This window comes from Cellulomonas sp. plas2 (assembly GCF_057221735.1).
Window position 1 is genome coordinate 2180425 of the sequence record NZ_CM170155.1, and the last position, 20162, is coordinate 2200586.

Consider the following 20162-nt stretch of genomic DNA (forward strand, 5'->3'; position numbering starts at 1 on the left):
ACTATACGGCCACGCACAGGGGCTCGACCGGGTCGTCCCGGCGGGGGCTCTCAGCGCGACCCGAGGGGTCCGTCCGCGGAGCCGGCGGCCTGACCGGCCTGCGTCCCCGTGGCCGGCACGGCGGCCCCGGGGTCCTGCTCGACGTGCTGCTCGACGTCCTGCTCGGGATCGTGCTCGCGGTCCTGCGGCTGCCCGGGTGCGGGGCGCAGGACCTCGGTGTCGCGGTCGGGGTGCCGACGGCCGACGAGCGCGAAGGCTACCAGCGCCCCCAGGCACACCAGGGCGGCGACCCAGACGTTGAGCCGTTGCCCCAGGACCGTCTCCGCGGCGTCGATGCGCAGCAGCTCGATCCAGAGACGCCCGGCCGTGTACAGCGCCACGTACAGCCAGAACACGCGCCCGTGGCCGAGCCGGCGACGACGGTCGACCACGACGAGCACCACGGCGGCCGCCAGGTTCCACAGCAGCTCGTAGAGGAAGGTCGGGTGGAACAGCGTCCCGCTGTCGTACCCGGCCGGCAGGTGCGCGTCGTCGATGCGCAGCCCCCAGGGCAGCGTCGTCGGGCCGCCGAAGAGCTCCTGGTTGAACCAGTTGCCGAGCCGTCCGACCGCCTGGGCGACGAGCAGCCCCGGCGCGAGCGCGTCCGCGAACGGCGGCAGCCGTACGCCCGCACGTCGGCAGCCGATCCAGGCACCGACCGCCCCGAGGGCGATGGCCCCCCAGATGCCGAGGCCGCCCTCCCAGATCGCGAACGCCCGCCAGGGGTCGCCGCCGGGCCCGAAGTAGGCGTCCGGCGAGGACACGACGTGGTAGAGCCGCCCGCCGACGATGCCGAACGGCACCGCCCAGAACGCGATGTCGAGCACCTGCTCGGGCTTGCCGCCGCGGGCGGCCCAGCGCCGCTGCGTGAGCAGCGTCGCGGCGACGATGCCCGCGAGGATGCACAGCGCGTACGCCCGCAGGGGCAGCGGCCCGAGGTGCCACACCCCCTGGGACGGGCTCGGGATGGCGGCCGGCAGCGCGCCGGCCCACGCCGCGAGGGGCATCACCGGTCGCCGCGGGCGGTGGCCGCCGCGCGCACGCCCTCGGCGAGGCCCGCCGTCACCGCCTCCAGCGCGGCGAGGCCGCCGGTGGTGGTCTCCGCGTCGGCCAGCGCGCGCACCAGCGCGGAGCCGACGATGACGCCGTCGGCGTAGGCGGCGACCTCGGCCGCCTGCGCCGGCGTCGAGACGCCCAGCCCGACGCACACGCGTGCGGCCCCGGCTGCCCGGGTGTCCTCGACCAGCCGCTCGGCCTGGGACCCGACCTCGGCGCGCACGCCGGTCACGCCCATCGTGGAGGCGGCGTACACGAAGCCGCGCGAGGCGGCGACGGTGGACGCCAGGCGCTCCGGCGTCGAGCTCGGCGCGACGAGGAACACGCGGTCGAGGCCGTGCTCGTCCGCGGCGGCCAACCAGTCGGCACCCTCGTCGGGCACGAGGTCCGGCGTGATGAGGCCCGCGCCGCCGGCGGCCGCGAGGTCGCGTGCCCACGCCTCGACGCCGTAGCGCAGGACGAGGTTCCAGTACGTCATGACGAGCACGGGGGCGCCGGCGTCCGCGACCTGCTCGACCGCGCGCAGCGTGTCGCGCACGCGGGTGCCGCCGGCCAGCGCCCGCTCCACCGCGTGCTGGATGACCGGTCCGTCCATGAGCGGGTCGGAGTACGGCATCCCGAGCTCGACCACGTCGACGCCCGCGGCGACCATCGTCCGGACCGCCTCGACCGACCCGGGCACGTCGGGGAACCCGACCGGCAGGTAGCCGACGAGCGCGGCCCGGCCGGGGGTGCCGTCCGTGCCGGCGGCCAGCGCGTCGAGGCGGGCGCCCGTCGACGAGGGGCGCGTGCCGGTCGTCGTGCCCGACGGCGTGCGCGTCGTCGTGCCGGTCGTCGTGCTCACAGCTGCTCCCCTTCGCCCGCGTGCAGCGGCTCCTCGTCGTCGATGAGGTCGAACCAGGCGGCCGCCGTCGCGACGTCCTTGTCCCCGCGGCCGGAGAGGTTCACCAGCAGGACCGTCTCGTCCGTGGCCCCGTCGGCGGCGCGGGCGGCCGCCACCTCACGCCCCACCTGCACGGCCCCGGCCAGGGCGTGCGCCGACTCGATGGCCGGGATGATGCCCTCGGTGCGGCACAGGAGCCGGAACGCCTCCATCGCCTCGGCGTCGGTGACGGGCCGGTAGTCGACGCGGCCGATGCTGTGCAGCCAGGCGTGCTCGGGGCCGACGCTCGGGTAGTCGAGGCCGGCGGAGACGGAGTGGCTCGCGCGCGTCTGGCCGTCCTCGTCCTGCAGGACGAACGAGCGGGTGCCCTGCAGCACGCCGGGGCTGCCGCCGGAGAACCGCGCCGCGTGCAGGCCGGAGGTGACGCCCTCGCCGCCCGCCTCGAACCCGAACAGCCGCACCTCGGGGTCGTCGAGGAACGCGTTGAAGATGCCCATGGCGTTGGAGCCGCCGCCCACGCACGCCAGCACGGCGTCGGGCAGCCGCCCGACGGCGTCGAGCACCTGGGCGCGCGCCTCCTCGCCGATGACGGAGTGGAAGTCGCGGACCATCTCGGGGAACGGGTGCGGGCCCGTGACGGTGCCCAGCAGGTAGTGGGTCGTGTCGACGGAGGCCACCCAGTCCCGCAGCGCCTCGTTGATGGCGTCCTTGAGGGTGCGCGAGCCGTTCTGCACGGCGACGACCTCGGCGCCGAGCAGCCGCATGCGCGCGACGTTGAGCGCCTGCCGGCGCGTGTCCTCCTCGCCCATGTAGACGACGCACTCGAGGTCCAGGAGCGCGGCCGCCGTCGCCGTGGCGACGCCGTGCTGACCGGCCCCGGTCTCGGCGATGACACGCGTCTTGCCCATGCGCTTGACCAGCAGCGCCTGCCCGAGCACGTTGTTGATCTTGTGCGAGCCCGTGTGGTTGAGGTCCTCGCGCTTGAGCAGGACCCGCACCCCCTCCCCGACGTGGGCCGCGAACCGCGGGACCTCCGTGACCGGGTTGGGGCGGCCGGTGTAGGTGCGGTGCAGCCGCGACAGCTCCGCGTGGAACGTCGGGTCGGCGAGGGCGGCGTGGTACCGCTCGTCGAGCTCGTCGAGCGCGGCGACGAGCGCCTCCGGCACGAACCGGCCCCCGAACTCCCCGAAGTAGGGGCCCTGCTGGGTGGCGAGCGGGCCGGTCGCGCGCACGGGCACCCGAGGGGCGGCCTGCCCGTCCGTCACCGCCCGCGAGGCGTCGTCGGCACCGATGGACGCGCCGCCGTGCGGTGCGGTCGGCGGTGCCGTCGGCACTGCCTGCGTCGCCGGTGGCGCGTCGGGCGTCGTCGTGCCGCCGTCCGTCGTCCCGACGGCCTCGGCGCCCGCTCGCTGGACGGCGGCCTGCTGGGTCTGGCTCATGCTCTCCTGCTCCGTGGTGCTGCGGGTGGCGCCGACGACCGGCGGACGGCTACTGGCGCACGGCGCGCAGGGACGGGTGCGACCCCGCGGCGACGAGGTCGGCGACGGACTGGCGCGGCGCGTCGTCGGTCACGAGCGCCTCGCCCACCAGGACGGCGTCCGCTCCCGCGCGGGCGTACTCCATGACGTCGCGCGGCCCCCGCACACCCGACTCGGCGATCTTCACCACGTCCGACGGGATGGACGGCGCGAGGCGCATGAACGTCGTGCGGTCTACGTCGAGGGTGCGCAGGTCGCGGGCGTTGACGCCGATGACCGACGCGCCGGCGTCGACCGCGCGGGCGACCTCCTCCTCGTCGTGGACCTCCACGAGGGCGGTCATGCCGAGGGAGTGCACCCGGTCCACCAGGGACTCCAGCACCGTCTGCTCCAGCGCCGCGACGATGAGCAGGACGAGGTCGGCGCCGTGGGCGCGGGCCTCCCACACCTGGTAGGGCGTGACGACGAAGTCCTTGCGCAGGACGAGGCAGTCCACGGCCGCACGCACCGCGTCGAGGTCGGCCAGCGACCCGCCGAACCGCCGCTGCTCGGTGAGCACCGAGATCGCCGTGGCGCCACCGCGCTCGTACTCCACGGCGAGGGCGGCCGGGTCCCCGATGGTCGCCAGGGGGCCCTTGCTGGGGCTCGACCGCTTCACCTCGGCGATGACGGTGACGGCGTCCTCCTGCTTGAGGCGGTCACGGCAGCCCGTGGCCGACTGCCGGCGGGCGGCGAGCTCCTTGAGCCGGTCCAGCGGGGTGGCCGCCTCGCGCACCGCGAGGTCCTCCCGCACACCGGCGACGATGTCGTCCAGAACGGTCATCGGACCCCTTCCCGCGAGCGGCGCTGGCACCGTCCGTCCGTCTGCCGCGACCCGCCCTCCGGCTCGCGACCGTCCGCGACCGGCCCGACGACGGTGCCGCACTCGCGCTCATCGTACGGGCGTCGTCCGACACGTCCGGACGACGCCCACCGCTGCATCCCTCAGCCGGAGCCGGTGCCGCAGGTCAGGGCCCCAGCGCACCCGCCAGCGCCGGGACGTTGCGGAGCACCCCGAAGACGAGGAGAACCACCAGCAGCACGGGCCCGAGGGCCCGCCGGGCGGTCGCCCCGAGGGTCCCGTGGCCCGGCGTGACGTCCGGGCCCCGGCCGCCGGGGGGCACCCGCGTCGGCCGCCCGTCGCGGGGCGCTCGCCCCTGGCGCACCGTCCAGGCCAGCCATGCGAGGACGACGGGCACGACGAGCGCGACGAGCAGCGGGTTGCTCCCCCACGCCCCGGCGACGTCGCCGTGCGCGAGGTCGTGGACCGCCCGCAGGCCGCCGCACAGCGGGCAGGCCAGGCCCGTCAGGGACAGCAGCGGGCACGCGGGCCAGACGCCGGAGGACCGCGGGTCGAGGAGCGCGACGGCCAGCGTGCCCGCCACCGCCAGCCCGCCGAGGACCAGCGGGTCGCGCACCCGTGCCCCGCGGCCGCGTGGGGCCGTGGGCTCCGTCCGGCCGTCCCCTCGGCGGATCACCAGCGCGTCCCGCGACCGGCCCGAGGCGTCCACGACGGTCGCCGCCGGCGTCGCGCGGACGTCCCGTCGCGGGTCCGACGTCAGTGGCCGCGGCCCTCGCGGCGTGCCGCCTCCGCCTTGGCCTTCGTCTTCTCCCCGCCCTGCCCGAACCCCGCACGGCGCAGGGCGAAGCCGACGAGGAGGGCGACGACGACGACGCCCATGCCCACCCAGAACAGCCAGACGAGCGCGAACATGACGCCGAGCGAGGCCAGGACCGCGCCCGCGAGGATCCCGTACACCGTCGTCCAGGCCGCGACCGTGCTGCCGTGGTTGGTCGCCGGGGCGACGGGCGGCAGGTGGACGGCCTCCGTGCGGGTGGCGTTCTGCGCGCGGTGCGCCAGCGAGTTGTCGGCCATGGTGGCGTCCTCCGTGCAGACGTGGGTGCCCACGGGCTGCGGGCAGGTGCTGCCCGTCAGCGTAGCCGAGCCGTGCGTCGGCCGAGGTCCGGGGACCGGGGCGTCCCGGGTGGGACCGGCGTCAGCTGGGGTCCTCGCCCCGGCTGAGCGCGTCCCAGTCGACGGGCCGTGACGCAACGCCCCCGGCTCCCGGGCCCGCGCTCCCCGGCGTCGGGGGATCGCCGGCCTGCGTCCCCGCCGGGGTGCCGCGGACCGCGCGGTGCGACGTCGTGCCGGCCGCCCTGTCCCGCGCCGGGCCGGACGCCCCCCCGGGGGTCAGCCCGTCCGCGACCGCGCCGGGCTGCCCCTGCGTCCGCTCGTGGCGGCGCGAGGGCGCCGACCAGCTGCGGCCGGAGCGCACCACGGCGAGCCCGGACAGGGCCGCCAGCACCCCGACGACCACCGCCACCTCGACCATCGGCGACACGGTCACGGGGCCGGCCAGCACGTCCACCCCGGTCCGCGCGCGGGCGGCGTCCTCCGCGACCGCCTGCGCCCCGCGCCGGACGCCGTCGGACACCACGGCCAGCACGCCCCCGGCCAGCACGAGCACCACGGCGACGAGCCAGCGGCCGACGCGCCCGACGAGCAGCAGGGCCAGCGCGCAGGCCGCCAGCACCAGCGCGACGGCGGGCACCGCCGGCGCGGCGACCGCCCCCGTGACGGACAGCGTCACCGTGCCGTCCACCGGTGTGGTCACCGTGGACCGCACCCAGCCGGCGAGGCTCACGAGGCCGGCGGCTGCGGCCAGCGCCAGCACGCCGACGCTCGTGCGCCCCCGGGACGTCACGGCCGCGCCGCCCCCCGCAGGCGCGCCGCGATCTGGACGGCCCGCACGGCGGCGGCCGCCTTGTTCCGCGACTCCTCGTACTCGGTCACCGGGACGGAGTCGGCGACGATCCCGGCGCCGGCCTGCACGCTGGCGCGCCCGTCCCGCACGAGGGCCGTGCGGATGGCGATGGCCATGTCCATGTCCCCCGCGAAGTCGAAGTAGCCGACGGTCCCGCCGTAGGTGCCGCGACGCGTCGGCTCGATCTCGTCGATGAGCGCGATCGCCCGCGGTTTCGGCGCCCCCGACAGCGTGCCGGCCGGGAAGGTGGCCGTGAACGCGTCGAGCGCCGTGGCGCGCTCGTGCATCCGCCCCACCACGGTCGAGCAGATGTGCTGGATGTGGGAGTACCGGCGGACCGTCATGAACTCGACGACCTCCACCGAGCGGGGGTCGCACACCTTCGCCAGGTCGTTGCGCGACAGGTCGACGAGCATGACGTGCTCGGCGCGCTCCTTCGGGTCGGCCAGCACCTCGTCGCCGAGCCGCCGGTCCTCCTCCGGGGTGGCGCCGCGCGGGCGCGAACCGGCGATCGGGAAGGTCGTGACGTGCCCCGCCTCCACCTTGACGAGCGTCTCCGGGCTGGACCCCACCACCGCGAAGTCGCGCCCGTCCGCGTCCTGGAGGTGGACGCAGTACATGTACGGGCTCGGGTTGAGCGTACGCAGCACCCGGTACACGTCCAGCGGCTCCGCCGGGCAGTCGAGGTCCAGCCGCTGCGAGAGCACCACCTGGAAGACGTCCCCGTCCCGGATCGCGCGCTGCCCGGCGCGCACCGCGTCCTCGAACTCCGCCTGGGTCGTGCGGAACTCGAGCGCGGGCTCCTCCACGTCCGCGAGGGCCGCCAGTGCGGGCGGCGCGGGGTGCCCGAGCGCCGTGTGCATCGCCTCGACGCGGGCGAGCGCGTCCGCGTAGGCCTCGTCCACCCGCTCGTCCGTGCCGTCGGTGTTGACCGCGTCCGCGACGAGCCACACCGACCCGTCGTGGTGGTCCACGACGGCCAGGTCCGTGGCCAGCACGAGCGCGACCTCGGGGACGCCGAGGTCGTCGACCGCGGCCGCGGGCAGCGTCGGCTCCCAGTGCCGCACGACGTCCCAGCCGAGCGAGCCGACGAGGCCGCCCGTGAGGGTGGGCAGGCCGGGGATCCGCGGCGTGCGCAGGACCTCGAGCGTCGTGCGCAGGACGTCGAGCACGTCCCCCTCGGTAGGGATGCCGGCCGGGACCTCGCCCGTCCAGCGGGCGCGGCCCTCGTGGACCGTCAGCGAGGCCATCGACCGCACGCCGACGAAGGAGAACCGGCCCCACGTCCCGTCCGACTCGGCCGACTCGAGGATGAAGGTGCCGGGCCGCCCGGCCGCGAGCGTGCGGAAGAGCCCCACCGGCGTCACGTCGTCGGCGAGCAGGCGCCGCACGACGGGCACGACGCGCCGGTCGCGGGCGAGCCGCCGGAAGGTCGGCAGGTCCGGCCACGTCGCGCCCCAGGGCACGTGGACCGGCGCCTCGTCGGGCAGCCCGTCCGGCGTGCCCGCCTGCGCCCCGGCGCGCACCCCGCCCGGAGCCGTGCCGGCCGTCACCGGACGCCCCCCGTCGCACCGGCCCCGGCGGCGACGACGTCCGTCGTTCCGACCACCGCACCGAGGTCGCCCCCAGCCTCGAAGCACGTCCGCGTCCCCGTGTGGCAGGCGGCTCCCACCTGGTCGACCTCGACGAGCAGGGCGTCGCCGTCGCAGTCGAGGCTGACCCGGTGCACGAGCTGGACGTGCCCGGACGTGTCGCCCTTGCGCCAGTACTCCTGGCGCGACCGGCTCCAGAACGTCACGCGCCCGGTCGTCAGCGTGCGGTGCAGCGCCTCGTCGTCCATCCAGCCCAGCATGAGCACCTCGCGGGTGTCGTGCTGCTGCACGACGGCGGCGACGAGCCCCGACGGGTCGCGGCGCAGCCGGTCGGCGACGGCCGGGTCCAGCGCGCCGGCGGACCGGCCGGTCGGGTGGCCGGTCGGGCTGCCGGTCGGACGGTCGGTGCGCGGGTCGCCGGGACGGTCGTGGGCGTCGGTCGAGGTGGGGTCCACGGTCACCGCGGCATCCTCCCACGCACCTCCGGCACCCCCCGCGCCCACCTCACCGCGTCTGCGCGACCCACGCCGCGTGCAGCGCCGCGTACCGGCCTCCGGCCGCGACGAGCCGCGCGTGCGGCCCGTGCTCGACGACCCGGCCGGCGTCGACGACGACCACCTGGTCGGCGCCCTCGGCGGTCGAGAGGCGGTGCGCGATCGTCACCGTCGTGCGGCCGGCCGTGAGCCGAGCCAGCGCGCGGGCGATGGCCACCTCCGTCGCCGGGTCGACCGCGGAGGTGGCCTCGTCGAGCACGAGGACGTCCGCGTCCGCCGCGTGCGCCCGGGCGAGCGCGACGAGCTGCCGCTCCCCCGCCGACATCGCCTCCCCGCGCTGCCCCACCGGCGTGTGCACCCCGGCGGGCAGCCCGGCCACCCAGGGTCCGAGCCCCAGCTCCTCGAGGACCTGCACGACCCGCGGGTCGTCGGGCCCCGGCGCCGTCCCGTCGGGGGCGTCGGCCGCCAGGCGCAGGCCGTCGGCCACGTTCTGGGCGAGGGTGCCGTCGAACAGGTAGCCCTCCTGCGGGACCAGCACGACCCGGCGGCGCAGGTCCGCGTCGCGCAGCCGGCGCACGTCGACCCCGTCGAGCAGGACCTGCCCCTCCCGCGGGTCGACGAACCGGGCCACGAGCCGCGCGATGGTCGTCTTGCCGGACCCGGTGGTCCCCACGACGGCGACCGAGGAGCCGGGCGCCACGTCGAGGTCGACCCCGTGCAGCACGGTCGGCCCGCCGGGGTAGCCGTAGGAGACGCCCCGCAGCTCGACGCGCCCCGGACCGGTGGACGTCGGCAGGACCTCGTCGTCCGTCGGCTCCGGCACGTCGACCTCGGTCTCGAGGACGCCGAGCACGCGCCGCCAGCCGGCCACCGCGTTCTGCAGCTCCGAGAGGATCTCGGTCGCCATCTGCACGGGCTGCGTGAAGAGCTGCACGAGGAAGAGGAACGCGAGCAGCGCCCCGACGGTGAGGTCGCCGCGGGCGGCGAGCACCGTGCCGACCACGACGACCACCGCGAGCACGCCCGTCGCCACGAGCGTCCCCGAGGAGAAGACGGTCGCGACGAGGTTCTGCGCGCGCACCTGCGCCGCGCGCGTGTCCTCGATGCGGGCGTCCAGCGTGCGCTGCGTGCGGTCGGCGACCCCGTAGGCACGGATGGTCTCGGCCCCGACCACGGCCTCCGACACCGCGGCGAGCATGGCGCCGTAGCGCTCGCGCACGCGCGTGTAGCGGCGGTTCACCCGCGGCTGGACGCGGTGCAGCACGACCGCCAGCGGCACGAAGGTGCACCAGACGACGAGCGTGAGCTGCCAGGAGTAGACGGCCATGAGGACGGTCGCCACCGTCACCTGCAGCACGGAGACGAGCAGCATGAGCCCGCCCCACTGCACGAACAGCGAGATCGTGTCGACGTCCGACGTCACGCGGGACACGAGGGCGCCGCGGCGCTCGGTGCCCTGCGTGAGCACCGACAGCCGGTGGACGTGGTCGAACGCGGCGACCCGCAGCGTGCGCAGCCCGGCCTCGGCACGCCGGATGAGGCGCCCGTTGACGGCGGTGGTGCAGGCGCCGGCCACGAGGAGCCCCACCGCCGCGGCCGCCAGGAGCCGCCACACCCGCGGCAGGTCGGGCCCGCCGTCGGCCAGCAGCGCGCCGTCCACGACCCGCTGCACCGCGACGGGCACGAGCACGCGCCCGCCGGCCGCCAGCACGGCGAGGAGCAGGGTCAGCCAGATCCCCTGCACGAGCTCCGGCGAGACCTGGGCGGCCCGGCGCAGGGTCGCACCGACGCCGAGCTCGCTCGCGGAGGTGAACCGGCCCTCGCGCGGGAGCGCCCGCCCCGCGGCGGGCGGGGCGTCGGCGGTCCCGGACGGGGTCCCCGTCGTCGTGCTGGTCACGCCCGTCCCCCTGCCGTCGCGCGCGGGCGGCCCGCGTCGTCGTCCTGCTCGCGCGTGCGGCGGGCGGACTCCGCCTCGTACGCCGTGGCCAGCTCCCGGTACCCCGGGTCGCGCGCCAGCAGCTCGGCGTGGGTGCCGCGCCCGACCACCCGACCGTCGCGCACGTGCACGACCTCGTCCGCGAGCAGCACGGAGCTCATCCGGTAGGCGACCAGCAGCACGGTCGGCCCGGCGCCGCCGCGTTCGCGCAGCCCGGTGAGCACGTCGCGCTCCACCTGCGGGTCGACGGCCGAGGTCGCGTCGTCGAGCACGAGCACCGAGGGCCTCCGGACGAGGGCGCGCGCCAGGGCGAGGCGCTGCCGCTGGCCGCCCGAGAGGTTGGCCCCGCGCTCGCCGAGCGGCGTGTCGAGGCCCGCGGGCAGGCCGCGGACGACGTCGTCGACGCGCGCGAGGCGCAGCGCGTCCCAGACGGCCGTGTCGTCGGGCGCGCCCGGGTCCTCCGGGTCGGCGAGCGTCACGTTGCCGCGGACGGTGTCCTCGAAGACGAAGGTCTGCTGCGACACGTACGCCACGTGCCGCGACACGTCCGCCGGCTCGATCTCGCGCAGGTCCGTGCCGTCGAGCAGGACGGCCCCGGTCGTCGGGTGCGAGAGGCCCGCGACGAGCGAGACGGCGGTCGTCTTGCCGGCGCCCGTGGGCCCGACCACGGCGACGACGCGACCGGCAGGCACGTCCAGGTCGAGCCCGTGCAGGATCTCGACCGGGCCGTCCGGCGTCTCGACCCCGGCGCGCACGTCGCGCATCCGGACGGCCGCGGCGCCGCGCTCGGGCGTCCAGCGCCGCCGTCCGGGGGCCGCCGGGGGCGTCGCGTCGAGGACGTCCGCGATCCGGCCGTAGCCGACGAGCGCGCGCGGCAGGTCGCCGAGCACCCAGCCGAAGCTGCGCACCCCCGTGCCCAGGAGGGTCAGCAGGTACGCCGCACCGACGACGTCGCCCGTGCCGATGGCGCCCGCCGCGACGCGGGTGGCCCCCACGCCCAGGACGAGCAGCGTCCCGACGCTCGGCAGCAGCTCGATGACCGGGTCGAACCAGGCCCGGACGAGGCCGGCCCGGACGTTCGCCCCGGCGAGGGCGTCCGCGCGTCCGGAGAAGCGGCGGACCTCCCGCTCGCGCAGGCCCAGCGCCTTGACGAGCGCGGCGCCGTCGATGCTCTCGTGCGCGACGTCCGCGACCTGCGCCCGCAGGCGCTGCGCGTCCTGCACGTGCGGGGACATGCGGCGCTGGAAGACGACGTTCGCCCCGGTCGCCAGGGGCAGGACGACGAGCGCGGCCAGCGCGAGCCACGGGTCGGTGAGCACGAGCCCCACGGCGGCCACGACGATCATGACGACGACGCCGAGCGCGAACGGCAGCGGGTTGAACACGGCCGTCGCCGCCTCGACGTCCGCGCTCGTGTGCGACAGCAGCTGCCCGGCGGGCCGGCCGCGGTGCCAGGCCATGGGCAGCCGGACGAGCTGGCGCGTCACGCCGGTGCGGTGGTCGGCCTGGATCGCCGCGAACCCCTGCCCGGCGTAGATGCGCCGTCCGGCGACCGTCAGCGCGAGCAGCAGCGCCACGCCGAGCAGCGCGACCCCCGCCCAGGGCAGCTGGGCCCGCGCCGCCGCGTCACCCTGCGCGGCGGGCACGACGACCCGGTCCGTCACGACCCCGAGCACCCGCCCGACGAGGACGGTCGCGACGCCGAAGACCGCGGAGATGCCGACGGCCACGACGTACAGCCACGGGTGCGCCCGCATCCCGCGCCACACGACCGCGGCGGCCCGCCGCGTGGTCGTCCCCGTCAGGCCGTGGCTGCGCCGCGCGGCGGACGTCGGCGCCGGGTCCGCCGGTGCGCCGGCGGTGGTCAGGGGCGGGTGGGGGGCGGGCGAACGCCGGTCGGGCGTCGGTGGCACGTGCGGCTCCAGGTGGTACCGGGGGGTGGCGTCGATCCTCGCACGCGCGTCCGACACGGTCCTGCCGACGGATCCTCGACGGGGGCCTCCGACGGGGGCCTCGGACGAGGCCTCGGCGCGGTCCTCGGCGCGGTCCTCAGCGGGGCCTTCGGCGGCGTCCTCGCCGGGTCCTCCGCGCCGGTCCTCAGGGCACCGGCCGAGCCGCCCTGGCAGAGTGCCCGCGTGACCGCCCTGCACCTGCGCACGCGCGCCCGCCTCGCCGCCCTGCTCGCCGCCGCCGCGCCCACCGACCCGACGGTGTGCACCGGGTGGCAGGCGCGGCACCTGGCCGCCCACCTGCACCTGCGCGAGCACGCGCCCCTCGTGGCCGCCGGCGTCGTCGTGCCGGCGCTCGCCGGGCGCACCGCCGCCGCCGTCGACGCCCTCGCCGACCGGTCCGCGGACCCCGTGGCCTACGCGGCCCTCGTGGCGCAGGTCGCCGCGCCCCCGGCCCGGCTCTCGCCGTTCTCCTGGGCCGGCCGCGTCGTCGACGTCGTGGAGCACGTCGTCCACGCCGAGGACGTGCGCCGCGGAGCCGGCGCCGACGACCCGACCGCCTCCGACGGCGGCCCCGTCAGGGACGACGCCGACCGCGACGCCCGCCTCGCCGCCTGGGCCGCCGAGGCCTCCCCCGACGGCGGTCCCGACGGCGGTCCCGGCACCCTGGCCGACGCCGGGCTCGGCGACGCGCTCTGGCGCGGCGTGCGCACCACCGGCCGCCTCGCCTTCCGCCGGCCCGGTCCGGGCGTCGTCGTGGTCCTGCCCGACGGCCGTCGCGCAGCCCTGCGCCGACCTGCCCCCGGCCGCGGCACGGTCGTGGTCCGGGGCGGCGTCGTCGAGCTGCAGCTCTGGCTCTCCGGCCGCGGCCGCGTGGCCGACGTGACGGTCACCGGCGACCCCGCCGACGCCCGCGACGTCGCCACGTCCCTCGGCGCACCCTGATCGACGCCCGCGACCACCCGGCACTCCTCCGCGCATCCGGCCGTCACGGCCGACGCGATACCACCGGCTTGCCGGGGGGCGACGAGCCCGGCCGCCGTCAACGCACGACGACCCCCGCCGCGGCCAGCGCCGCCTTCACGTCCCCGACGGTCATGGTGCCGAAGTGGAACACGCTCGCGGCGAGCACGGCGTCGGCCCCGGCCCGCGCCGCCTCGACGAAGTGCTCCGGCGTCCCGGCCCCTCCGCTCGCGATGAGCGGGACCCCGACGCGCGCGCGCACGGCGCGCAGCATCTCGAGGTCGAACCCGGCGGTCGTGCCGTCCGCGTCCATGGAGTTGAGCAGGATCTCCCCGGCACCCAGACCGGCGGCGCGCTCGGCCCACTCGACGGCATCGATGCCAGTGCCCCGCCGACCACCGTGCGTCGTGACCTCGAACCCGGACGGCGTGGGCGGGCCGTCGACGACGCGCCGGGCGTCGACGGACAGCACGAGCACCTGCGACCCGAACCGCTCGGCGATCTCGGCGACGAGCGCGGGCCGGGCGATCGCCGCGGTGTTCACCCCGACCTTGTCGGCCCCGGCCCGGAGCAGGCGGTCCACGTCCGCCGTGGACCGCACGCCGCCGCCCACGGTCAGCGGGACGAAGACCTCCTCCGCCGTGCGCCGCACGACGTCGTAGGTCGTCTCGCGGTCCGACGACGAGGCCGACACGTCGAGGAAGGTCACCTCGTCGGCGCCCTCAAGGTCGTACCGCCGGGCCAGCTCGACCGGGTCGCCGGCGTCGCGCAGCTGCGTGAAGTTGACCCCTTTGACGACCCGCCCGGCGTCGACGTCCAGGCACGGGATGACCCGCAGCGCCAGCGTCACGACGTCGCCCCCGCCGTCGCCCCCGCCGTCGGCGCCGCCTGCGCGGCCGGCAGCCCGCCGACCGGCCGTGCGGCCAGGACGTCCACCACGAACACCACCGTCTGACCCGCCAGGCGGGCCCCCTCCGTCGTCACCCCGAGAGGATACGAGGGCGGCACGACCAGGAGGACCTGACTCCCGACGGTCTGCTCGGTGAGGCCCGCCTGCCAGGACGGCACGTCGGCCAGCGCGAACGACACCGGCTCGCGCGTCTCCCACGTCGTGTCGAACCCCTCGCCGTTCCAGGCGAAGCCCGCGTACTGCACGGTCACGACGTCGTCGGCGGCCACCTGGGGTCCCGCGCCCCGCAGCAGCGGCTGGGCGACGAGGTCCGCCGGCGGCGGGTCGGCCACGGGGACGAGCGTCGGGCGGCCCGCCTCGTCGAGCGTCACGGTCGGCAGGCCGGCCCTGGCCTCCACCGCGGTCCCCTGTGCCCGCAGCGGCAGCACGTCGATGACCGTCACCGTCGGCCCCGACGGTCCCGCGGCCCCCGTCGCCGCGGAGGTCGCCCCGGGCGTCGCCGCCGGGTCACCACCCCCCGCGGCCGCCGTCGCGCCGACGGTCCCCGCCCCGACCTGCAGCAGCCGCGCTCCTGGCGCGGCACCGGTCAGCGTCCGCGCGAGGTCGGCGCCGAGCTCCTCCGGCGAGACCGTGCGCACCTCGGGGGTGCCCGACCACGTGTCCGCCAGTACCGCGCCGGTGCGCGCGTCCTGCAGGAGGTAGTCGAGCAGCACGGTGTCACCGGTCGCCACCGGGTCCCCGGACCCCGGCCACACCGTCTCCCGCAGCGTCCGCGGCACGACGAGGGGCGTGTCGTACACGAGCGTCGGCCGCTCCCCGGGCAGCCCTTGGACCGTCACCTCGGGGTCCGGCACGGGCTCCTCGTCGGCCGTGCACGCCGCCAGCGACCCGACGGCGAGCAGCGCGGCCGCGAGCCCCGCGACCGCCCGCACCCGCCGGCTCACATCGACTCGATCAGCCGGTCCACGCGGTCGTCGACGCTGCGGAAGGGGTCCTTGCACAGCACCGTCCGCTGGGCCTGGTCGTTGAGCTTGAGGTGCACCCAGTCCACCGTGTAGTCGCGGCGCGCCTCCTGCGCCGCGCGCACGAACTCCCCGCGCAGCCGCGCCCGCGTGGTCTGCGGCGGCACGCTCGTCGCCTCGAACACCTCGAGGTCGCTCGTCACCCGGTCGACGAGCCCCTTGGCCGCCATGAGGTTGTACAGCCCCTCGGTGCGCGAGATGTCGTGGTAGGCCAGGTCCAGCCGCTGCACGCGCACGTCGCCGAGGTCCAGCCCGTGCTTGGCGCGGTACCGCTCGACGAGGTTGTACTTGATGACCCAGTCCAGCTCGCGGTCGACGAGCGACAGGTCGTCCTCGCGCAGCGCCCGCAGCCCCCGCTCCCACAGGTCGAGCACCGCCTTGACCGTGGGGGTGACGTCCATCTCCGTGGCCGCGAAGTCGGTGGCCCGCTGCAGGTACTCCGCCTGCACGTCCACCGCCGTCACCGTGTGCCCGTTGGCCAGCGTCACCGGCGCACGGCCCGTCACGTCGTGGCTGATCTCGCGGATGGCGCGGATCGGGTTCTCGAGCGACAGGTCCCGGAGCTGCAGGCCCGCCTCGACCATGCGCAACACGAGGTCGGTCGCGCCGACCTTGAGCATCGTCGTCGGCTCGGCCATCGACGAGTCGCCGACGATGACGTGCAGCCGGCGGTACTGCTCCGCGTCGGCGTGCGGCTCGTCGCGCGTGTTGATGATGGGGCGCGACCGGGTGGTGGCCGACGAGACCGCCTCCCAGATGTGGTCGGCGCGCTGCGACAGGCAGAAGGTGGCGCCGCGCGGCGTCACGACGACCTTGCCGGCGCCCGTGAGCACCTGCCGCGTGATGAGGAACGGCACGAGCACGTCCGACAGGCGCGAGAAGTCCCCCTGGCGGCGCACGAGGTAGTTCTCGTGGCAGCCGTAGGAGTTGCCCGCCGAGTCGGTGTTGTTCTTGAACAGGTGGATGCGGCCGGGCAGCCCCTCGTGCTCCAGCCGCTGCTGGGCGTCCGCGACGAGGCCCTCGAGGATCCGCTCGCCCGCACGGTCGTGCGTGACGAGCTGGCGCACGTCGTCGCACTCGGCCGTCGCGTACTCGGGGTGCGACCCGACGTCGAGGTAGAGCCGCGACCCGTTGCGCAGGAACACGTTCGACGAGCGGCCCCACGCGACGACCTTGCGGAACAGGTAGCGCGCCACCTCGTCCGCGGACAGGCCGCGTCCGTCCTGGGCCGCGCACGTGACCCCGTACTCCGTCTCGAGCCCGAAGATGCGTCGGTCCACGCTGCTCCTCCCGCTGCCTCGTCGTGCCGGTCCAGGTCCCGGTCCTGCCGCTGCTGGACCATGCACGGCACCGTGCACGCACCGTGCCGTGCGCATCGTCGCACCCCGTCGGGGGCACGGCGACGCCGGCGGACCTACGCCGGTCCGCCCACGGGCGCCGCCAGCAGCTCCTCCAGCAGCCCGCCGGCCAGCCGCCGGAAGGTGCGCCGCGGCCGCGTCCGGTCGAGCACCGCGACCTCGAGCTGCGCCGCCGCCAGGGTCCGCGGCTCACCGCCCTCCTCCGCCGGCGCACCCAGCGCCCGCAGCGCGAGCGCCAGCACCTCCGCCAGCGTCAGCCCCGGCCGCCACCCCGCCTGGAGGATCCCGTTCAGGCGCTCGGCCTGGCCGCCCATGACGACGTACCCGTGCTCGTCGGCCACGGAGCCGTCGTAGGAGAGCCGGTACACCTGGTCGTCGGCCGCGGTGGCGCCGACCTCGGCGACGACGATCTCCACCTCCAGCGGCTTGGACTCCGTCGTGAACACGGTGCCGAGCGTCTGCGCGTACGCGTTGGCCAGGCCGCGCGCCGTGACGTCCTGCCGGGCGTAGGAGTAGCCGCGCAGGTCCGCGTAGCGCACGCCCGCCACCCGCAGGTTCTCGAACTCGTTGTACTTGCCGACCGCCGCGAAGGCGATGCGGTCGTAGATCTCCGAGACCTTGTGCAGGGCCCGCGACGGGTTCTCCGTCGCGAAGGCGATCCCCTCGTCGTACTGCAGCACCACCACCGAGCGACCGCGCGCGATGCCCTTGCGCGCGTAGTCCGCCCGGTCCTTCATGAGCTGCTCGGGCGAGACGTAGAACGGCATGCTCATCGGGCGGCCTCCGGGTCCGTGCTGGGGGCGGGGTGCGCCTGCCGGTGCAGCGCACGGCGCTCGTCGAGCAGCGCGGCCACGTGCCCGGCCAGCTCCGCGTCCGGCACGCGCAGGTACCCGGCCTGCGTCACGGTCGCGACGACCGGGTAGACGTCGCGCAGCGTGTCCGGCCCGCCCGTCGCCGAGTCGTCGTCGGACGCGTCGAGCAGCGCCTCCACCGCGACGCGCACCGCACCGGCGGCGTCGAGCCCCGGGCGCCACCGCTTCTTCAGGGAGCCGCGCGCGAACAGCGAGCCGGACCCGACGCTGTGGTGGTCGTGCTCCTCGTACCGCCCACCGGTGACGTCGAAGGAGAAGATGCGCCCGTGCCGCCGGTCGAGGTCGTACCCGGCGAACAGCGGCACGACGGCCAGTCCCTGCATGGCCAGCCCGAGGTTGCCGCGGATCATCGTCGACAGCCGGTTCGCCTTGCCGTCGAGCGAGAGCAGGCTGCCCTCGATCTTCTCGTAGTGCTCCAGCTCGAGCTGGAAGAGCCGCACGAGCTCGACCGCCAGGCCCGCCGTGCCGGCGATGCCCACCGCCGAGTACTCGTCGGCCGGGAAGACCTTCTCGATCTCCCGGCTGGCGATGACGTTGCCCATGGTCGCCCGCCGGTCGCCGGCGAGGACAGCGCCGCCCTCGAAGGTCAGCGCCACGATCGTCGTGCCGTGCGGCGCCAGCGGCGTGCCCGCCGCGCCCGCCGCCGCGCTCAGGCGGCCCGGGACCAGGTCCGGCGCGTGCCCCTGCAGGAACTCCAGGAACGACGCCGACCCGGCGGTGGTGTACGCCTGGGGCAGGCGACCGTCGACCATGCTGACCTCCCTGTCGTGCTCAGCGACGGCGGGCGGCCGTCACTGGCCGCCCTTCTGGACGAACCCGCGGACGAACTGCTCCGCGTTGGTCTCCAGGACGTCGTCGATCTCCTCCAGCAGCGCGTCGACCTCGGCGTCGCGGTCCTGCGCGGACGGGGCCGCCGGCACGGGGACGCCGGCGCCGTCGTCCGGCTCCTCGTCGTCCCGGCGGGACTGGGCGTACTCCTGACCTGCCATGGTGACCTCCCGGGTGGGTCGTTGACCTGCTCCACCCTATGCCCGCGAGGGACGCGCGCCCGGCCGCGGCCCGCGGGTGTGACGCGGTCGCCAGGCCGCCCACAGGTGACCTCCGCGCCGGTCGGGACGCCCGGCCCGCGGCGGGACGTCACCGGCCGAGGGCCTCCAGCAGCGTGCGGGCGTCGGGGCTGGCGTCGAGCAGGTCCCCCACGTGCGCCCGCGTGCCGCGCAGCGGGTCACGCATGGGCACCCGCTGCAGCGTCGCGGCCCCGGGCACGTCGAAGACGATCGAGTCCCAGCTCGCCGCGCTGATGTGCGCGCCGTAGCGGGCGACCGCCTCGCCCCGGAAGTAGGCCCGCGTCGCCTCGGGCGGCCGCCGGACCGCGGCCGCCACGTCGTCCGGCGCCAGGAGCAGCTCCACCGCGCCCGCCCCGACGAGGCGGTGGTACAGCCCGCGCTCCGGCCGCAGGTCCGACCACTGCAGGTCGACGGCCGCGAGCCGGGGGTGGTCCCACCCGAGGTGGTCCCGCCGGCGCATGCCCTCCAGCAGCCGCAGCTTGGCCAGCCACTCGACCTCCCGCGCGCACGACGCGGGGTCGGTGCCCAGCCGGTCGAGGAGCGAGGCCCACCGTCGCAGGACGTCGGCCGTCTCGTCGTCGGCGCCGTCCGGTCTGCCGGTGACGGCCGCCAGGCCCGCGCGCACCGCGTCGAGGTAGGCGCGCTGCACCTCCAGCGCGGTGAGCGACCGGCCGTCCACCAGCGGCAGCCGGGCCGTCAGCGTGAGGTCGTGCGACACGGTGTGCACCGCCGTCACCGGGTCGCGCAGCGCGAGCGCGTCGAGCGCCTCGGCCAGCGGGCCGTGCTCCCCGGCGGTGTCCTGCTCGAGCAGCCACAGCACGAGCGAGGTCGTGCCGAGCCGGACGTACGTGGCGGCCTCCAGCATCGTCGCGTCCCCGACGATGACGTGCAGCCGGCGCCACCGGTCCGGGTCGGCGTGCGGCTCGTCGCGGGTGTTGACGATGGGCCGACGCAGGGTCGTCTCCAGCCCGATCTCGGCCTCGACGTAGTCCGCGCGCTGGGAGAGCTGGTACCCCGCGCGCTCCCCGTGCTGGCCCAGGCCCACGCGCCCGGCGCCCGTGTAGACCTGCCGCGTGGCCAGGAACGGGATGAGGCGTGCGGCCAGCGACGCGAAGGGCACCGCACGCTCGACCAGGTAGTTCTCGTGCATGCCGTACGTGGCGCCCTTGCCGTCGACGTTGTTCTTGTACAGCGTCACGTCCGGCAGCGCCGGGTTGGCCGCGAGCGCCCGCACCGACGCGAGCATGACCTGCTCGCCCGCCCGGTCGTACCGGACGGCCTCGCGCGGGCTGAGCACCTCGGGCGAGGAGTACTCCGGGTGCGCGTGGTCGACGTACAGCCGCGCCCCGTTGGTGAGGATGACGTTGGCGGCGCCGGGGTCGTCGTACTCCTCCACCACAGAGCGCGGCAGGTCCTGCAGCCCGTCGCCGGACGGGCCCGCCGGCGCCGGGCGCGACGGGTCGTCCGTGAGCAGGGACGGGTGCGCGGAGGCCCGCTCCAGGCGGAAGCCGCGCGCGTCGTGCAGCGGGTCCTCGTCGTCGTAGTCCCACCGCGCCCGGGTCCGCGCGCCCTCCCGCGCCGAGGCGTGCACCGCCACCACGTGGCTCGACATCAGCATCGGGTTCGCCATCGGGTTGCCCGGCTGCAGCACCCCGTACTCGGTCTCGATCCCCATCACCCGCTGCACCGTCACGGCGTCAGCCTAGGCGCGGCACGGGGGCGGGCCGTCGCGCCGACGG

Annotated in this window: 19 protein-coding genes; 1 reads left to right on the top strand and 18 read right to left on the bottom strand. The window is 76.5% G+C overall.

Features of this window, described 5'->3' with window-relative positions; genetic code table 11:
- Positions 1-50 precede the first annotated feature (50 nt).
- The 11 genes from lgt to AC2TDM_RS09845 form a co-directional block, all read right to left on the bottom strand.
- On the bottom strand, positions 51-1046 hold the full coding sequence (gene lgt / locus AC2TDM_RS09795; RefSeq protein ID WP_484634504.1) for a prolipoprotein diacylglyceryl transferase: 996 nt from the start codon (positions 1044-1046) through the stop codon (positions 51-53).
- A complete protein-coding gene (gene trpA, locus AC2TDM_RS09800; protein ID WP_484636429.1) occupies positions 1046-1849 on the bottom strand; it encodes a tryptophan synthase subunit alpha in 804 nt (267 codons plus the stop codon). Before trpA ends, lgt begins: the two co-directional genes overlap by 1 nt.
- Before the next feature lie 86 nt (positions 1850-1935).
- Complete coding sequence (gene trpB / locus AC2TDM_RS09805) at positions 1936-3417, bottom strand: tryptophan synthase subunit beta (RefSeq protein WP_484634505.1); 1482 nt, start codon at positions 3415-3417, stop codon at positions 1936-1938.
- Positions 3418-3466: 49 nt separating this feature from the next.
- The gene (gene trpC / locus AC2TDM_RS09810) at positions 3467-4279 is read right to left on the bottom strand and encodes an indole-3-glycerol phosphate synthase TrpC (RefSeq protein WP_090033698.1); all 813 of its coding nucleotides are present in this window, start codon (positions 4277-4279) and stop codon (positions 3467-3469) included.
- 184 nt (positions 4280-4463) lie between these two features.
- Positions 4464-4913, bottom strand: a complete 450-nt coding sequence (locus AC2TDM_RS09815) for a DUF2752 domain-containing protein (protein WP_090033820.1) — start codon at positions 4911-4913, stop codon at positions 4464-4466.
- A 140-nt stretch (positions 4914-5053) separates the two neighbouring features.
- Positions 5054-5371, bottom strand: coding sequence for an HGxxPAAW family protein (locus AC2TDM_RS09820; RefSeq protein WP_090033699.1), 318 nt, complete (start codon positions 5369-5371; stop codon positions 5054-5056).
- 121 nt (positions 5372-5492) lie between these two features.
- A complete protein-coding gene (locus AC2TDM_RS09825) occupies positions 5493-6200 on the bottom strand; it encodes a Trp biosynthesis-associated membrane protein (protein WP_484634506.1) in 708 nt (235 codons plus the stop codon).
- Complete coding sequence (locus tag AC2TDM_RS09830; protein WP_484636430.1) at positions 6197-7750, bottom strand: anthranilate synthase component I; 1554 nt, start codon at positions 7748-7750, stop codon at positions 6197-6199. The genes AC2TDM_RS09825 and AC2TDM_RS09830 overlap by 4 nt, the downstream gene beginning before the upstream one ends.
- Before the next feature lie 59 nt (positions 7751-7809).
- A complete protein-coding gene (gene hisI, locus AC2TDM_RS09835; protein ID WP_484636431.1) occupies positions 7810-8202 on the bottom strand; it encodes a phosphoribosyl-AMP cyclohydrolase in 393 nt (130 codons plus the stop codon).
- Between the two features lie 154 nt (positions 8203-8356).
- The gene (locus AC2TDM_RS09840) at positions 8357-10123 is read right to left on the bottom strand and encodes an ABC transporter ATP-binding protein (protein WP_484636432.1); all 1767 of its coding nucleotides are present in this window, start codon (positions 10121-10123) and stop codon (positions 8357-8359) included.
- Between the two features lie 116 nt (positions 10124-10239).
- Positions 10240-12039, bottom strand: a complete 1800-nt coding sequence (locus AC2TDM_RS09845) for an ABC transporter ATP-binding protein (RefSeq protein ID WP_484636433.1) — start codon at positions 12037-12039, stop codon at positions 10240-10242.
- A gap of 378 nt (positions 12040-12417) precedes the next feature.
- Here AC2TDM_RS09845 and AC2TDM_RS09850 point away from each other — a divergent pair, with 378 nt between their 5' ends.
- Positions 12418-13176 (top strand): TIGR03085 family metal-binding protein, encoded by a 759-nt coding sequence (locus AC2TDM_RS09850; RefSeq protein WP_139224455.1) that lies wholly within the window; start codon positions 12418-12420, stop codon positions 13174-13176.
- A gap of 97 nt (positions 13177-13273) precedes the next feature.
- Here AC2TDM_RS09850 and hisF read toward each other — a convergent pair whose 3' ends face one another.
- From hisF to dop, 7 genes are all read right to left on the bottom strand, one after another.
- On the bottom strand, positions 13274-14044 hold the full coding sequence (hisF, locus tag AC2TDM_RS09855; protein WP_484634507.1) for an imidazole glycerol phosphate synthase subunit HisF: 771 nt from the start codon (positions 14042-14044) through the stop codon (positions 13274-13276).
- On the bottom strand, positions 14041-15048 hold the full coding sequence (locus AC2TDM_RS09860) for an FKBP-type peptidyl-prolyl cis-trans isomerase (protein WP_484634508.1): 1008 nt from the start codon (positions 15046-15048) through the stop codon (positions 14041-14043). The genes hisF and AC2TDM_RS09860 overlap by 4 nt, the downstream gene beginning before the upstream one ends.
- Positions 15045-16406: a Pup--protein ligase gene (gene pafA, locus AC2TDM_RS09865; protein WP_090033707.1), complete on the bottom strand. Its 1362-nt coding sequence runs from the start codon at positions 16404-16406 to the stop codon at positions 15045-15047. Before pafA ends, AC2TDM_RS09860 begins: the two co-directional genes overlap by 4 nt.
- Positions 16407-16540: 134 nt before the next feature.
- Positions 16541-17257, bottom strand: coding sequence for a proteasome subunit alpha (gene prcA, locus AC2TDM_RS09870; RefSeq protein ID WP_090033709.1), 717 nt, complete (start codon positions 17255-17257; stop codon positions 16541-16543).
- A complete protein-coding gene (prcB, locus tag AC2TDM_RS09875; RefSeq protein WP_090033710.1) occupies positions 17254-18108 on the bottom strand; it encodes a proteasome subunit beta in 855 nt (284 codons plus the stop codon). Before prcB ends, prcA begins: the two co-directional genes overlap by 4 nt.
- Positions 18109-18147: 39 nt before the next feature.
- Positions 18148-18345, bottom strand: coding sequence for a ubiquitin-like protein Pup (locus AC2TDM_RS09880; protein ID WP_484634509.1), 198 nt, complete (start codon positions 18343-18345; stop codon positions 18148-18150).
- 148 nt (positions 18346-18493) lie between these two features.
- Positions 18494-20116 (bottom strand): depupylase/deamidase Dop, encoded by a 1623-nt coding sequence (gene dop / locus AC2TDM_RS09885; protein ID WP_484634510.1) that lies wholly within the window; start codon positions 20114-20116, stop codon positions 18494-18496.
- Positions 20117-20162: the final 46 nt, after the last annotated feature.

Coding starts and splice junctions, on each gene's coding strand:
- lgt (WP_484634504.1), bottom strand. CDS start 1,046: ATGCCCCTCGCGGCGTGGGCCGGCGCGCTGCCGGCCGCCATCCCGAGC.
- trpB (WP_484634505.1), bottom strand. CDS start 3,417: ATGAGCCAGACCCAGCAGGCCGCCGTCCAGCGAGCGGGCGCCGAGGCC.
- trpC (WP_090033698.1), bottom strand. CDS start 4,279: ATGACCGTTCTGGACGACATCGTCGCCGGTGTGCGGGAGGACCTCGCG.
- AC2TDM_RS09820 (WP_090033699.1), bottom strand. CDS start 5,371: ATGGCCGACAACTCGCTGGCGCACCGCGCGCAGAACGCCACCCGCACG.
- AC2TDM_RS09845 (WP_484636433.1), bottom strand. CDS start 12,039: ATGCGGGCGCACCCGTGGCTGTACGTCGTGGCCGTCGGCATCTCCGCG.
- prcA (WP_090033709.1), bottom strand. CDS start 17,257: ATGAGCATGCCGTTCTACGTCTCGCCCGAGCAGCTCATGAAGGACCGG.
- prcB (WP_090033710.1), bottom strand. CDS start 18,108: ATGGTCGACGGTCGCCTGCCCCAGGCGTACACCACCGCCGGGTCGGCG.
- AC2TDM_RS09880 (WP_484634509.1), bottom strand. CDS start 18,345: ATGGCAGGTCAGGAGTACGCCCAGTCCCGCCGGGACGACGAGGAGCCG.